Origin of the sequence: Nocardioides sp. NPDC006303 (assembly GCF_040613175.1) — a bacterium.
In the GTDB taxonomy this organism is placed as follows: domain Bacteria; phylum Actinomycetota; class Actinomycetes; order Propionibacteriales; family Nocardioidaceae; genus Nocardioides.
The window spans coordinates 172,725-185,451 of the sequence record NZ_JBEXRR010000005.1 but is presented as its reverse complement, the minus strand read 5'-3'; the positions used below and the strand labels follow the sequence as shown (position 1 = coordinate 185,451).

Here is a 12,727-nt window from a genome sequence, read left to right as displayed (position 1 = left end):
TGTCAGTCCCTTTCGGCAGCGGCGGCGAGGCCCTGCAGGAGTCGGTCGACGTCGTTCTCGTCGTTGTACAGGTGGAAGCTCACCCGGACCGCGTCCTCCCGCGGCCCGTCCAGACAGTGGTCGCCCGCGCGTACGTACACACCGCGGCGCTCGAGGGCGAAGGCCACGTCGGCCCCCGCCTGACCGTCGAGAGAGAAGGCGGCGATGCCGCTGTGGGGCCGGCCCGTGTCGACCGGCGGCCCGAGGAGAGTGACGCCTCCGATCCGGGCGGCGCCGTCGGCGAACCGGGCGGCGAGGGTCGTGAGGTGGCCGCCGACGCGGTCGAGGCCGATGGTGTCGAGGAACGCGGTCGCACTCGCGAGTCCCACGGCGCCGGCCCCGTCGAGGCTGCCCTCCTCGGCGGCGTCGGTGAGCGGCGAGACGTGTCGAGCCGGCCCGCTCCGCGCGGCCGCCCGGTCGACCGCGATCCGATGATGCTGATCCCGGCGTACGTAGACCGTGCCGGTGCCGGGAGGCCCGAACATCTTGTGGCCCGAGACCACGGCGAGCTCGGCCCGGGACTCGGCCAGGCGCAGGGGCAGCCGGCCGGCGCTCTGGGAGCAGTCCAGGCAGACCGCCGCTGACGGCGGGATCACCAGGGCGTCGAGGTCGGCCCGGGTGCCGTGGAGGTTGTGTACGTCGGTGACGACGACGACCGCGGTGCGGTCGCTCGCCGCGCGGGCGAAGTCGTCGGGGTCGATGCGCCCCAGCCGGTCGCGGCGGTACGCCACCGCCCGGACACCCTGGTGGCGCATCCGCTCGGCGAGCCGGAGCCATGGCCGAACCGTCGAGAGGTGGTCGCCGGGGCAGTAGAGGATGTCCCCGCCGTTCGCGAGTGCCGCGGGTCCCCAGCGGTCGGCGAGGAACGCCATCGCGCCGGTGGCGCCACGGGTGAAGGCGACCTCGTCGGGGAACGAGGTGCCGAGGAACGCGGCGACGGCGGCGCGGGCCTCCTCGAAGCGGCGCAGCGCGTCCCGGGCCCAGGGGTGTCCGCCCCTGCCGGGGTTGGCGGCGGGCCCGCGCAGCTCGGCGGTGAGCTGGGCGATGACCGGTTCGGGACAAGGGGTGCCGGACGCGGCGTCGAGGTAGACGAGATCAGGTTCGGCGGTGAGGGCTGGAAAGTGCTGACGGGAGCCGAGGCCGGGCACGGACGACTCCTCGGCCGGTCAGGGTTCGCGAGCGATCGTGAATCCGGCCTTGGCGAGCGTGGATCTGACGACTCTCGGTTCGAGCGGTCCATCGGCGGTGACGCGGGCGCTCGACACGGCTCCCGGGTTCAGGTCGACCACGACCCCCTCGACGCCCTCCAGGCCACCGAGAGCGCTCGTCACGGTCTCGACACAGCGGTGACAGGTCATTCCATCGATGCGCACTTCGAACTGAACCGACATGAAACTGCCCTTCAGTAGGACTTCGGTGGTCGCCCAAAAATATCACCGAACGAGCGGCCGCGAGGTCGGTTCGCGGCGGTCGGCGCTCAGGCCGTGACCTGTGCGAGCCCACGACCGACGAACAGCACGCCGAAGGCGAGGAGCACCACGATGCTGATCACGTGGTTGTGGGCGAGGAGCCATCCGGTCGCGGACCGGAGCCAGCCGCGGCCACGCTCGCCGGCAAGGACGAACACGAGCAGAGGGACGACGAAGTCGATCATGCTCGCCGCCAGCAGCAGCACGATGCCGCTGATCTGCGCACTGAGTCTCACATCGGCGGTGACCACGATGCCCAGACCAGAGACCAGGATGGCCACGTTGGGGTTCACCACCGCCAGCAACAGGCCGGCGACGAGCACCAGGCCGACGGACGGATCACGTAGTCCCGAGACCCAGCCGGGCTCCTCCGTGGCCGCCCGGTGCGTCGCCCGCGCCGAGGCAGCACCCGCAGCCGACTGCAGCCGCGGCCGGAGCCACGACATGACCGCCACGGCGAGGAAGATGACGCCGACGACGATGCTCATCCAGCCGCGAGTCGTCGCCGGATCGTCATTGGCGGCCTCGGCCGCACGCCCAGCAGCCAGCGCGGCGACTGACAACACCCCGTAGACAGCGAGGAACGGCAGCGCCAGCGCGACGACGTTGCGGAACGGGTGCGAGGACCCGAGCAGCAGCAAGCAGGCGACAACCGCAGCCGGGGTGACCGCCAGCCCCACCATCTCCGGCAGCAGCTGCCCGGCGAGTTCCCACATAGGCACAACCTCGCCACCCGCCCGGCCGCCGTCCTCACCCCTTCCGGGCGAAACCGGTTCAGTCGCCTGCGCGTACGACGCAGCGGAACCCGACGTGCGAGGTCGTGTCCCGCACCCCGTGCCCCTGGCGCGCGGCGGGCCGGTAGCGCCGGCAGTACTGCGGCGAGCACAGGTGCGACCCGCCCTTCGTCACCATCCGATCAGTCTCCTTGACCTTCTCGGCGCCGGTGCCGGGGCGCTGGCTGCCGCCGCAGCACGAGGGCGCAGCGACGTCGACCTGCCGCGAGGGCGCACCCGCCCCGGCCCGGCCGTGAGGTGGGGCCATGAGGTCACGATGGTCAGGGGTCCAGGGAGTGCGGGTCCATTCCCACACGTTGCCGACCATGTCGTACAGACCATGCCCGTTCGCCGGGTAGGAGGCGACCGGGCTGGTGCGGTCGTGGCCGCGCGGGTCTTCGCTGCGCCACGGCCACTGTCCCTGCCAGGTGTTCGCCATCAGCCGCCCGCCCGGGGAGAGCTCGTCACCCCACGCGTAGTCGGCGCCGACGAGGCCACCGCGGGCGGCGTGCTCCCACTCGGCCTCCGTCGGAAGCTCCTTGCCGGCCCAACGGGCGTACGCCACGGCGTCCTCCCAGCCGACGTGCACGACCGGGTGGTCCGGGATCTCGGTCCAGTCCGCCACCTGGCGTCCGGGCCGGCTCCCCACGTCGGCTGCGGGGCCGTCGGGGTGGCGCCACTGGGCACCGGGCTGCCAGCGCCACCACCGGGTCCAGTCGTGCAACGGGACCGGCCCCGGCGCCTGGGTGAACACCTGCGAACCAGGCACCAGCAGCGCCGGGTCGGCACCCGGGAAGTCGGCCGGGTCGAGATCGCGCTCGGCGACGGTGACATACCCGGTGTCGTCCACGAAGGCGGCGAACTGCGCGTTCGTCACCGGGTGCAGATCCCACCACACGTCGCCCACGGAGACCTCGACCACCGGGTGCTCCTCGGGGTAGAACCGGTCGCTGCCGACGAGGTCCAGTCCGCCGGGGACCAGCACCTGCCCGGTTCCGGCGGTTGGTGAGGTCTCGACCTGATGGGAGCCCATCTCTCAACATCCTCCGGTAGAAGCGTGGGGTATCCGCGATGCGTCGAGCGTAGGAACGGGACGGCCCCCGACGCACCACCCGAGACGGGTGAGGCACCGGGCAGGGCCGCGGCTTCAGTCCAGCAGCGCGGCGAGGTGGCCGGCGACGCTCGAGGGATCCAGGCCGAGGGCGCCCTGGCCGACCGTCATCTCGGTCACCATCCGACCCGGCTCCTCGGCCGCCGTCCAGGGTCTGCTGAACGCGAGCGACTGCTCCTCCATCTCAGCGAGGAGACGGGTGTTGACCTGGTCCGGGTCGCCCGCGGCGTACAGCAGGAAGGTGTTGGTGTGCGGCACGGGTGGCTGGACGCTGATGGACGCCGGAAGCGCGGCAGCCAACGCCCTCCCCCAGATCACGCACTGGCCGATGTGCGGGAGCCGGTCCCGCAGGCCGACCAGCGCGGCGACCGCCTCGGCGGTGGACCGGTAGAGGGTGCCGCCCATCCGGTGCCGCCACAGCCGGGCCTGCGCAACGAAGTCCTCATCGCCCAGCAGCGCCGCGCCGGCGAGCCCGCCGAGACCCTTGTAGAAGCTGGTGTAGACGGTGTCGGCGAGCCCGGCGATGTCCGCCAGCGGCTTGCCGAACCACTGCTGCGACTCCCAGATCCGGGCGCCGTCGAGATGGAACGCGATCCCGCGCTCGCGGCACGCCTCGGCCAGCTCCGCGAGCTCGTCGAAGGTCGGCAGCAGGCAACCGGCGTCGCGCAACGGGATCTCGACCAGACACGCAGCCAGCGGCCCCGGGATCGCGTCCAGGTGAGCCTTCGTCGGAGTCGTACGCCCGGTGGTGAGGTGTTCGATCAACAGGCCCTGAAGGATCCTCGGGCCGTCGTCCTCGTGGACGAGCAGGTGCGAGAGGTCGGGCATCGCGACCCGCCGGTTGCCCGCGTTGTCGGCGTGGATCCGCAGCGCCACCTGCTGCGCCATCACCCCCGAGGGGAAGAACGCCGCCGGCTTCCCGAGCAGCTCGCCGACCTCAGCCTCGAGCCGCGCCACCGGCCCCCGCTCGGCATAGACGTCCCACTCCTCGATCCCCAGCTCCCGGCACGCCTCGGCCAGCCCGTCGAACACCTCCGCCGGGCTCGCGTACGCCGGGAACACGCTCTCGCGGCAGGCGATCATCGCCGCCCGCAGCTGCTGCTCCAGAGACTGCTCAGTCGCCGTCCCCACCGCCGTCGACCGCCTCTCCGCCACCTTCGGGGCCGCGCGGGATCACGTCCTCGAGCTGGTAGGCGATCGTCTCCTCCAGCGGCACCGACGGCGGGAGCTTGCTGAAGTCTTCCGGGGGCTGGTTCGTCATCTCCCGAGTATCGCCCCAACTCGGTGCTCCGTGCTCGGAATCGAGGCAGCTGCGCCCATGGGTAGTTCGACCCACTACCCACCGCAGGCGAATGCGCCGTACGACCGACGCGGAGCGGCGAGGTGCGGACCTAGCGTCATCAGCATGGAGACCACACACATCGAGACGATCATCATCGGCGCGGGCCAGGCGGGCCTGGCGACCGGCTACCACCTGCGCCGTCGCGGCCGCCCGTTCGTGATCATCGACGCGAACGCACGGGTCGGCGACAACTGGCGGCGTCAGTGGGACTCGCTCCGGCTCTACTCCCCCGCCAAGTACGACTCCCTGCCGGGCATGGCGTTCCCGGCGAAGAGATGGTCCTTCCCCGGAAAGGACGACGTCGCCGACTACCTGGAGACGTACGCCCGCACCTTCGAGCTGCCGGTGCGGCTCGAGACCCGGGTCAGCGGGCTCGAGCGGGACGGTGACGGCTTCCGGGTGACGACGGACCGGGGCACCTGGACCTGCGACAACGTCGTGGTCGCGACCGGCTCCTTCGGCCGTACGCCGAACGTCCCGGCCATCTCGGCGCAGCTCGACCCGTCGATCCTCCAGCTCCACTCCAGCGAGTACCGCCGTCCCGGGCAGCTGCGCGAGGGCCCGGTGCTCGTCGTCGGCGCCAGCCACTCCGGCTGCGACATCGCCTTCGAGGTCGCAGAGTCCAGGGCGACGATCCTGGCCGGACGCGACTGTGGCGAGATCCCGCCGCGCCTGGACTCGCCGGTCATGCACGTGATCTTCCCGGTGCTGCTCTTCGCATGGCGTCACGTCATCACCCGGCGTACGCCGATCGGCCGCAAGGAGATGCCTGAGGTCCGGCGCCACGGCGGGCCGATGCTGCGGGTGAAGCGCTCGGACCTGGCCGACCGCGGCGTCGAGCGGGTCACCTCGAGGGTCGAGGAGGTCCGCGACGGGCTGCCCGTGGTCGACGGCGCTCCGCGCGAGGTCGCCAACGTCGTATGGGCCACCGGTTTCCGGCAGGTTTTCGACTGGATCCACCTGCCGGTGCTCGACGAGGACGGCTGGCCGCGGGAGATGCGCGGCGTGGTGGCGGAGGCCGAGGGGCTGTTCTTCTGCGGCCTCAGCTTCCAGTACGCCTTCAGCTCGATGCTCCTGGCGGGCGCGGGACGCGACGCTGCTTTGGTCGCCGACCGGGTCACGGCCCGGATGCAGCAGGCCGCACCCCACTCACTGGCCGCCTGATCCGAGTACGCTCTCCAGTGGAGGTGCCTGCCGTGGCCGACGTCCTGCTGGAGAGCGCCCGCGCCGACTTCGTCCGCGGTGACTGGGGCGCGGCGTACGCAGCCTGGTCGGGAGCCGACCCGGAGGCGCTCTCGGCCGAGGAGCTCGAGGACTTCGCTGTCGCCGCCGAGCTGACCGGACACCACGACGACACCGTCACCGCCCTGCACCGAGCGTTCCGCAAGAGCCAGGACGCCGCCGACCTCGGCCGCTCGGTCCGCTGCGCCTTCCGGATCACGATGACCGCCCACGTCCACGGGGAGAGTGCCCTGGCCCGCGGCTGGACCTCACGTGCGGAGAGCCTGGTCGCCGACCTCGACGACGGTGTCGAGCTCGGCTGGGTCGACTTCCTGCGGATGTTCCGCGCGTTGAGCGCCGGCGACTTCGCCACCGCGGGCGGCTTCGCCGACGAGGTCGCCGAGCGCGGCCGGCGCTACGGCGAACCCGACCTCACCGCGCTGGGGCTCTGCTCCCAGGGCCGGATGGCGCTCTACTCCGGCCGGGTCGCCGAAGGCCTCGCCCTGCTCGACGAGTCCATGATCCGGGTGATCGCGGGCGAGGCCTCCCCGGTCGTCGCCGGGCACGTCTACTGCACCGCGATCGAGGGTTGCCAGGAGATCAGCGACTTCGGCCGGGTGGCGGAGTGGACCGCGGCGCTCGAACGCTGGTGTGCGGCCCAGCCCGGGCTGCTGACGTTCACCGGCCAGTGCGCGGTCCACCGTGGCCAGCTGCTGCGGCTGCACGGCGAGTGGCAGCAGGCCCTGGAGGAGTTCGAGCACGCGACCCGCCGCTACCAGGAGGTGCATGCACCGGACGCGGCCGGGCTGGCGGCGTACGAGGCCGGCGAGGTGCTCCGGCTGCGCGGCGAGTACACCGAGGCGGATGCCGCCTACGAGCGCGCGGCCGACCGAGGGTTCGACCCCCAGCCGGGCCTCGCGCTGCTCTGGTCGGCTCGCGGCCAGGGCGCGGCGGCGCTCGCCGCCATCGAGCGGCTGCTGGTCGAGACCGATGGTCCCGTGCAGCGATGCCGGCTCCTGCCAGCGGCCGTCGAGGTGCTGCTAGGTGCCGGCGAGGCCGACCGGGGCCGACGGGTCGCGGACGAGCTGGACGGGCTCGCCGGACACTTCGGCTGCGTCTGGCTCGAGGCCGCCGCCGCGCACGCGCACGGCGCGGTCGAGCTCGCCGCGGGAGACCCCGCCGGCGCCCTCCCCTACCTACGCAAGGCCCAGCAGCTGTGGGCGCGGGCCGAGGCCACGTACGAGCGGAGCCAGGCGCGGCTGCTGACCGGGCGCGCACTGGCCGGCGTCGGTGACACCGAGTCGTCCCGGCGCGAGCTCGAGGCGGCACGTACGGTCTTCCGCCAGATCGGCGCCCGGCCCGCCGCCGACGAGGCCGACGGTCTGCTCGCCCCCACATCCCTTCCCGCGGGCCTCACCGCCCGCGAGGCCGAGGTCCTCCGTCTGGTCGCCTCCGGCCGCAGCAACGCCCAGATCGCCGCCGACCTGGTCCTCAGCGAGAAGACCGTCGCCCGGCATCTCTCCAACATCTTCACCAAGCTCGACGTCCGGTCCCGCACCGCCGCCACGGCCTTCGCCTTCGAGCACGGCGTGGTCTGACCACGGGCGTTTCCGACCTCTGGGGGCGGATGGATTTCACCCGGACTGGATGAGGACGCCACGACCTGGCCCGTCGAGGATGACGGTGCGAGGGACAGGGAGGGCCACCGCCATGCACCAGGCACTGACGCGTCGGTCGACCCGGCTCAACCTCGTCGCTGCCGTCGCCTTCGTACTCGGTGGCTCGTTGTTCGCCCTCGGGGCGGCTTTCGCCCAGCTCGGGGTGGCCCTGCCGACCGTCAACGTCACGTACCTGGTCGGGGGCTGCTTCTTCTCGCTCGGCGGCTACGTCTCGATCCTGCTCGCCGACAGCGCCGACCACTCCGACAACGCAGACACCGATGAGCGCATGCCCCGGCCGGGCCTCCGGTCGCGCCCGCTCAGCTGGCTGAGCGCCTTCGTGCTGTTCGCGGGGACGCTGTTCTTCGCCGTCAGCCTGATCGCCGCCTTCGCCGCCGGCCTGACGCCCCGTCAGTCCGACGGGTGGATCTGGCTCCCCGACATGACCGGCTGCGTCTGCTTCCTGGTCTCCGGTCACCTGGCGATGCTCGACGTGGGCGCGGGGCACGTTCGGGTGCTGACCCACCTGGTCGGCTGGTGGGTCGTCGCGGTCAACCAGCTCGGGTCGGTCCTCTTCTTCCTCGCCGGCATCGCCGCCTTCACCCGCCCGGCGACCTCGAGCGCGATCGATACCGGGCTCGTCAACTGGGGGACGTTCGCCGGAGCAGCGTGCTTCGCGGTCGGCGGGGTCATCCAGGCATTCGACACTCCCACTCCGACAAGAACGGTGGTTCAGCAATGACACGACTCAGCGACACAGAGGCCGAGGGGCTCTACGGCAACCGGTTCCTGACCGAGGCGGCCCCGTCGACCGCCTTCCCCGAGACCGGAATGCGCCCCGTAGAAGCGATGCGCCTGATCGGCGAGGACCTGGTCATGGAAGGTGACCCGCAACGCAACCTCGCGACGTTCGTGACCACGTGGATGGAGCCCGAAGCGCAGCGGATCATCGCCGAGAACCTGCACCGCAACTTCATCGACCACGCGGAGTACCCCATCTCCGCCGAGATCGAGCAGCGCTGCGTACGGATGCTCGCCGACCTCTACCACGCCCCCGGCGAGACGACCGGCTGTCGCACCCAGGGCTCGTCCGAGGCGATCATGCTCGGCGCCCTGTCCCTGAAGTGGAAGTGGAAGCAGCGCCGGCAGGCCGCGAACGCCTCGGTGGACCGGCCCAACCTCGTGTTCGGCGGCGACGTCCACGTCGTATGGGAGAAGTTCTGCCGGTACTTCGACGTCGAGCCGCGGATCGTCCCGCTCGAGGAGAAGAGGTACACCATCGGCCCCGATGACGTGGCGCCCCACCTCGACGAGAACACCATCGGCGTGGTGGGTGTCCTGGGCACGACGTTCACCGGGCACATGGACGACATCGTCGGGATCAACCAGCTGCTGCTCGACGTCAAGAAGGACAAGGGCCTGGACATCCCGCTGCACGTCGACGCGGCCAGCGGTGGCTTCGTGTGGCCGTTCCTCTACCCCGACTCCCCCTGGGACTTCCGCCTCGAGCAGGTCCGCTCTATCAACGTCTCCGGACACAAGTACGGGCTGGTCTACCCCGGGATCGGCTGGCTGGTGTTCCGCGAGAAGTCCGACCTCGCCGAGGAGCTGGTGTTCTACGAGAACTACCTCGGCAAGACCGACGCGACGTTCACCCTGAACTTCTCGACGGGTGCGGCGATGGTGCTGGCGCAGTACTACAACTTCGTCCGTCTGGGCCGCGACGGCTACACGTACGTGATGAAGCAGATGCAGCAGAATGCCAAGGCGCTGGCGAAGAACCTCCGCGACAGCGGCCGGTTCGAGGTGATCGGCGACGACCTCGAGCAGCTCCCGCTCGTGGCGTTCCGGCTCACCGGCGACCGCACGACGTACGACGAGTCCGACATCGCCTGGCAGCTCTCGGCCGAGCGCGGCTGGATGGTGCCGGCGTACACGCTGCCGCCCAACGCGGAGAACGTGAAGATCATGCGCGCGCTGGTCAAGGAGACGATGAGTCGCGAGCAGGTCGAGCGGCTCACCCGCGACCTCGCCGACGCCTGCGCGACCCTGGACGAGAAGGGTGGCGCCCATCCGTCCGAGCGGGCGCAGGTCAAGCGAGGCACCGGGTACTGAAGACTCGCTTCCCTGTCGCCACGCCCGACGTCACTGCTTCTTCACTCGCAGCGTGGCGAACACGTCGTTCGCCAGCTTCTCGCACTTCTTCTCTGTGTAGAACTCTCCCCGGCACTCGATGACCGTGTTGATGCCGGCGGCCTCGTTACCGCCCTTGCGCATGACAACCCCGATGTAATCCCACCGCCAGGTGAGGATCTTGCGTCGCTGGTTCTTGAACTGCGACTCGTCGCCCGAGGCGATGACGTCGTAGACCACACCGTCCTTGGTGATCGACGGCTTCTGAGTCGCCGGGCCGAAGATCTGCTCGCGCTCCAAGTCGATCTTGACGACCTCACGACGCATGTAGTCGACGTCAAGGTCATTGCCTTCGGCGTGCGGGTCGTAGCTGTGGATCTCCAGACTGACTGTCGCCTTGCTCTTACGCTGGTCGGGATCACTTTCGTCATAGACGAGGGCGGCACTCTTGGAAATCCGTTCGTCCAAGGCTCCTGCCGGCATCACCGCGTCGTCCTCGCCCTCCGGCACCGCCGTCCACCCCTTGCCCGGCAGCCTGACCGTGGCTGACTTGTAGGACACCGAGGTCGCCGCCGGCCAAACGTCGGGCGTGGGCGACCCCGACGGCCCCCGAGAACAGGGCACCGACCAGGAGAGGCATCCCTCCTCTGACGGACTACTCGACGGACTACTCGTTGGCTCGGCCTTGCCGGCCGAGGCCCCTTCGCCCCCTTGGCATGCCGTCGCAAACAAGGAGAGCGCGACGATCGTCGTCGCTACACGCCAGAACTTGAACTCGGCCACCCGATTGACCCCTTCACAAAGCGCTCATGTAAGTAAAGCCGATTCAATCCGTGGCCAAGCTGATGGTCAAGCACCAGGTACTACGACGCGGCCACCCGACGAGGGCAAGGCCACGGATCCGGCAAAAGATCAACGTTGCCTTTACCCGGACCGCCGCTCATAGTTGGCCCCCGGAAACGGAAGGCGGGGGTACGTGGGCGAGCAGGGCAGGGTCGGTCAGGTCGAGGCGGAGCAGCGGTCTGTCGACGCGATGTACGCGCTTCTTCACAACGAGGTGAGCGCGAGACGGGCAGCACAGGAGCGGGCGGTTGCGGCGCCTGTCGATGGGGCGAGCGAGCGGTATGCCAGGGACCTCGAGGTCGAGCGGCTCACCGAGAGCATTCGACAGCTGCAGGCGGCGGAGCACTCGCTGTGCTTCGGGCGGATCGACCGCTCGGATCAGGGCGAGTCGCTGCACATCGGTCGGATCGGGCTGCGCACCGAGGCCGGCAACCCGCTGCTGATCGACTGGCGGGCCGAGGCCGCGCGCCCGTTCTACGCGGCGACGATGGCCGCACCGATGGGCGTACGCAGGCGCCGCCACTTACGCCTCGACGGCCGCAATGTCGTCGATGTCAACGACGAGATTCTCGACGGTACGTCGCCGACGGCCGTGGACCTCGTCGGGGACGGCCCGCTCGTGTCGGCCTTGAGCACGGCGCGGACCGGGCGGATGCACGAGGCCGCGGCGACCCTTCAGGCCGAGCAGGACGAGATCGTACGGTCTCCCCATCGCGGGGTCATGGTCGTCGATGGCGGTCCCGGCACCGGCAAGACCATCGTCGCCCTGCACCGCGCGGCCTACGTGCTGTACGCATTCGCGTCGATCGCCGACCAGGGTGTGCTCGTCTTCGGGCCGAACCGGCGGTTCCTCACCTACATCTCCGAGGTGCTGCCCTCGCTCGGCGAGAACGACGTACGGCTGGCGACCATGTCCGATCTGGTGGGCGTCGAGGCGACGCGGACCGAGCCGGACCACGTCGCCCGGTTCAAGGGGCGCGCGGCGCTCGCCGACGCCCTCGCTCGGTTGGTGCGGGACCACCAGCCCCACGGCGTACCGCTGGAGCTGAAGACCACCCATGACACGGTGAGACTCGACCCGGCCGTGGTCGACGCCGCCCGGCGCCAGGCGCTGCAGGGCGACATCGGGCACAACCGCGCTCGCGAGCTCTTCACCGAGTACGTCGTCGACGACCTGGTCAACGAGCTGGAGCGGCGTACCGCGAAGGAGATCTCCGACTTCGAGGAGGAGCTGGAAGCGCACCTGGGCATCGATCTCGACCGCTACACCGGCAACGATCCCTCGACGGATGATCTGGACATCGACTGGGACAGCATCCGCGACGATCTCCTCGGCGACCCGTCCATCGATCGGGCGATCACCCGGGTCTGGCCCCGACTCGTCGCCGACGATCTCGTCCGCAACCTCCTGAACGACCTCGGCGTCGACCGTGGCGATGGGTGGAGCGACGCAGACCTCGCTCTCCTGGACGAGGCCCGCGCCCTCGTCGACGGCGCCCCCGAGACGACCTACGGCCACATCGTGGTCGACGAGGCCCAACAACTCTCCGAGATGCAATGGCGCGCCCTGATGCGCCGCTGCCCGAATCGGTCGATGACGGTCGTCGGCGATCTCGCCCAAGCGGGCCCCTCGACCACCCTTCGTACCTGGGACGAGGCCCTGGAGCCGTTCGTCGGCGAGCGGTTCGCCCACCACAGACTGACGGTCAACTACCGTACGACGACCGAGATCCTGCTTGCGACCGAACCGCTGCTGGCTGAGATCGCCCCGGATCAGCGGCTCTCCAGATCCATCCGGCACGGAGAGCAGCCAAGCATCCTCGACGTGACCGAGGAGAGCCTCCGCTCCACGCTGAGCGCCCTGATCACCGAGATCGCCGACGAGCACCCGGGCGAGCTGATCGGAGTCATCACCACCACCGAGCGCTCGCAGGCTCTGGAGGCCGAGGTGCACAGAGCCGGCGCCACCATCGTCGCCGCCCGCGAGGCTCGCGGGCTGGAGTTCGACACCGTGATCATCGTCGACCCTTCGGGCGTACGAGCCGCCGGTGACGCCGGCCCGCGCGACCTCTACGTCGCCCAGACGCGCGCGACCAAACGCCTCCTCAGCCTGGAGCTACGATCTCGATCGTGAGGTC

General features: G+C 70.4%; 12 protein-coding genes. 5 read left to right on the top strand and 7 right to left on the bottom strand.

Annotation, left to right across the window (positions count from 1 at the left end; translation table 11 throughout):
- Positions 1 to 2: 2 nt before the first annotated feature.
- The 6 genes from ABZY89_RS06490 to ABZY89_RS06465 form a co-directional block, all read right to left on the bottom strand.
- Entirely contained in the window at positions 3 to 1,187 is a 1,185-nt protein-coding gene (locus tag ABZY89_RS06490) for an aminotransferase class V-fold PLP-dependent enzyme (RefSeq protein ID WP_355225618.1), read from the bottom strand.
- Positions 1,188 to 1,205: 18 nt separating this feature from the next.
- Positions 1,206 to 1,430 (bottom strand): heavy metal-associated domain-containing protein, encoded by a 225-nt coding sequence (locus ABZY89_RS06485; RefSeq protein ID WP_160023692.1) that lies wholly within the window; start codon positions 1,428 to 1,430, stop codon positions 1,206 to 1,208.
- Positions 1,431 to 1,516: 86 nt separating this feature from the next.
- Positions 1,517 to 2,224: a GAP family protein gene (locus ABZY89_RS06480; protein WP_355225616.1), complete on the bottom strand. Its 708-nt coding sequence runs from the start codon at positions 2,222 to 2,224 to the stop codon at positions 1,517 to 1,519.
- A gap of 58 nt (positions 2,225 to 2,282) precedes the next feature.
- Positions 2,283 to 3,314 (bottom strand): formylglycine-generating enzyme family protein, encoded by a 1,032-nt coding sequence (locus tag ABZY89_RS06475; RefSeq protein WP_355225614.1) that lies wholly within the window; start codon positions 3,312 to 3,314, stop codon positions 2,283 to 2,285.
- Between the two features lie 114 nt (positions 3,315 to 3,428).
- On the bottom strand, positions 3,429 to 4,523 hold the full coding sequence (locus ABZY89_RS06470; RefSeq protein ID WP_355225612.1) for a beta-eliminating lyase-related protein: 1,095 nt from the start codon (positions 4,521 to 4,523) through the stop codon (positions 3,429 to 3,431).
- On the bottom strand, positions 4,507 to 4,653 hold the full coding sequence (locus ABZY89_RS06465; RefSeq protein ID WP_355225610.1) for a hypothetical protein: 147 nt from the start codon (positions 4,651 to 4,653) through the stop codon (positions 4,507 to 4,509). Before ABZY89_RS06465 ends, ABZY89_RS06470 begins: the two co-directional genes overlap by 17 nt.
- 144 nt (positions 4,654 to 4,797) lie before the next feature.
- Here ABZY89_RS06465 and ABZY89_RS06460 point away from each other — a divergent pair, with 144 nt between their 5' ends.
- The 4 genes from ABZY89_RS06460 (at position 4,798) to ABZY89_RS06445 (ending at position 9,728) form a co-directional block, all read left to right on the top strand.
- Positions 4,798 to 5,898, top strand: a complete 1,101-nt coding sequence (locus ABZY89_RS06460) for an NAD(P)/FAD-dependent oxidoreductase (protein ID WP_355225609.1) — start codon at positions 4,798 to 4,800, stop codon at positions 5,896 to 5,898.
- A gap of 32 nt (positions 5,899 to 5,930) precedes the next feature.
- Positions 5,931 to 7,553, top strand: a complete 1,623-nt coding sequence (locus tag ABZY89_RS06455) for a LuxR C-terminal-related transcriptional regulator (protein WP_355225608.1) — start codon at positions 5,931 to 5,933, stop codon at positions 7,551 to 7,553.
- A 112-nt stretch (positions 7,554 to 7,665) separates the two neighbouring features.
- Complete coding sequence (locus ABZY89_RS06450; protein WP_355225606.1) at positions 7,666 to 8,355, top strand: hypothetical protein; 690 nt, start codon at positions 7,666 to 7,668, stop codon at positions 8,353 to 8,355.
- Positions 8,352 to 9,728 carry a glutamate decarboxylase gene (locus ABZY89_RS06445; RefSeq protein WP_355225605.1) on the top strand — a complete coding sequence of 459 codons (1,377 nt, stop codon included), beginning with the start codon at positions 8,352 to 8,354 and terminating at the stop codon, positions 9,726 to 9,728. The genes ABZY89_RS06450 and ABZY89_RS06445 overlap by 4 nt, the downstream gene beginning before the upstream one ends.
- A 30-nt stretch (positions 9,729 to 9,758) precedes the next feature.
- On the opposite strand, the gene ABZY89_RS06440 is transcribed toward ABZY89_RS06445, so the two are convergent.
- Positions 9,759 to 10,529, bottom strand: coding sequence for a hypothetical protein (locus ABZY89_RS06440; RefSeq protein WP_355225603.1), 771 nt, complete (start codon positions 10,527 to 10,529; stop codon positions 9,759 to 9,761).
- A 193-nt stretch (positions 10,530 to 10,722) separates the two neighbouring features.
- Here ABZY89_RS06440 and ABZY89_RS06435 point away from each other — a divergent pair, with 193 nt between their 5' ends.
- Positions 10,723 to 12,723, top strand: coding sequence for an AAA family ATPase (locus ABZY89_RS06435; protein WP_355225601.1), 2,001 nt, complete (start codon positions 10,723 to 10,725; stop codon positions 12,721 to 12,723).
- The last annotated feature ends 4 nt before the right edge of the window (positions 12,724 to 12,727 follow it).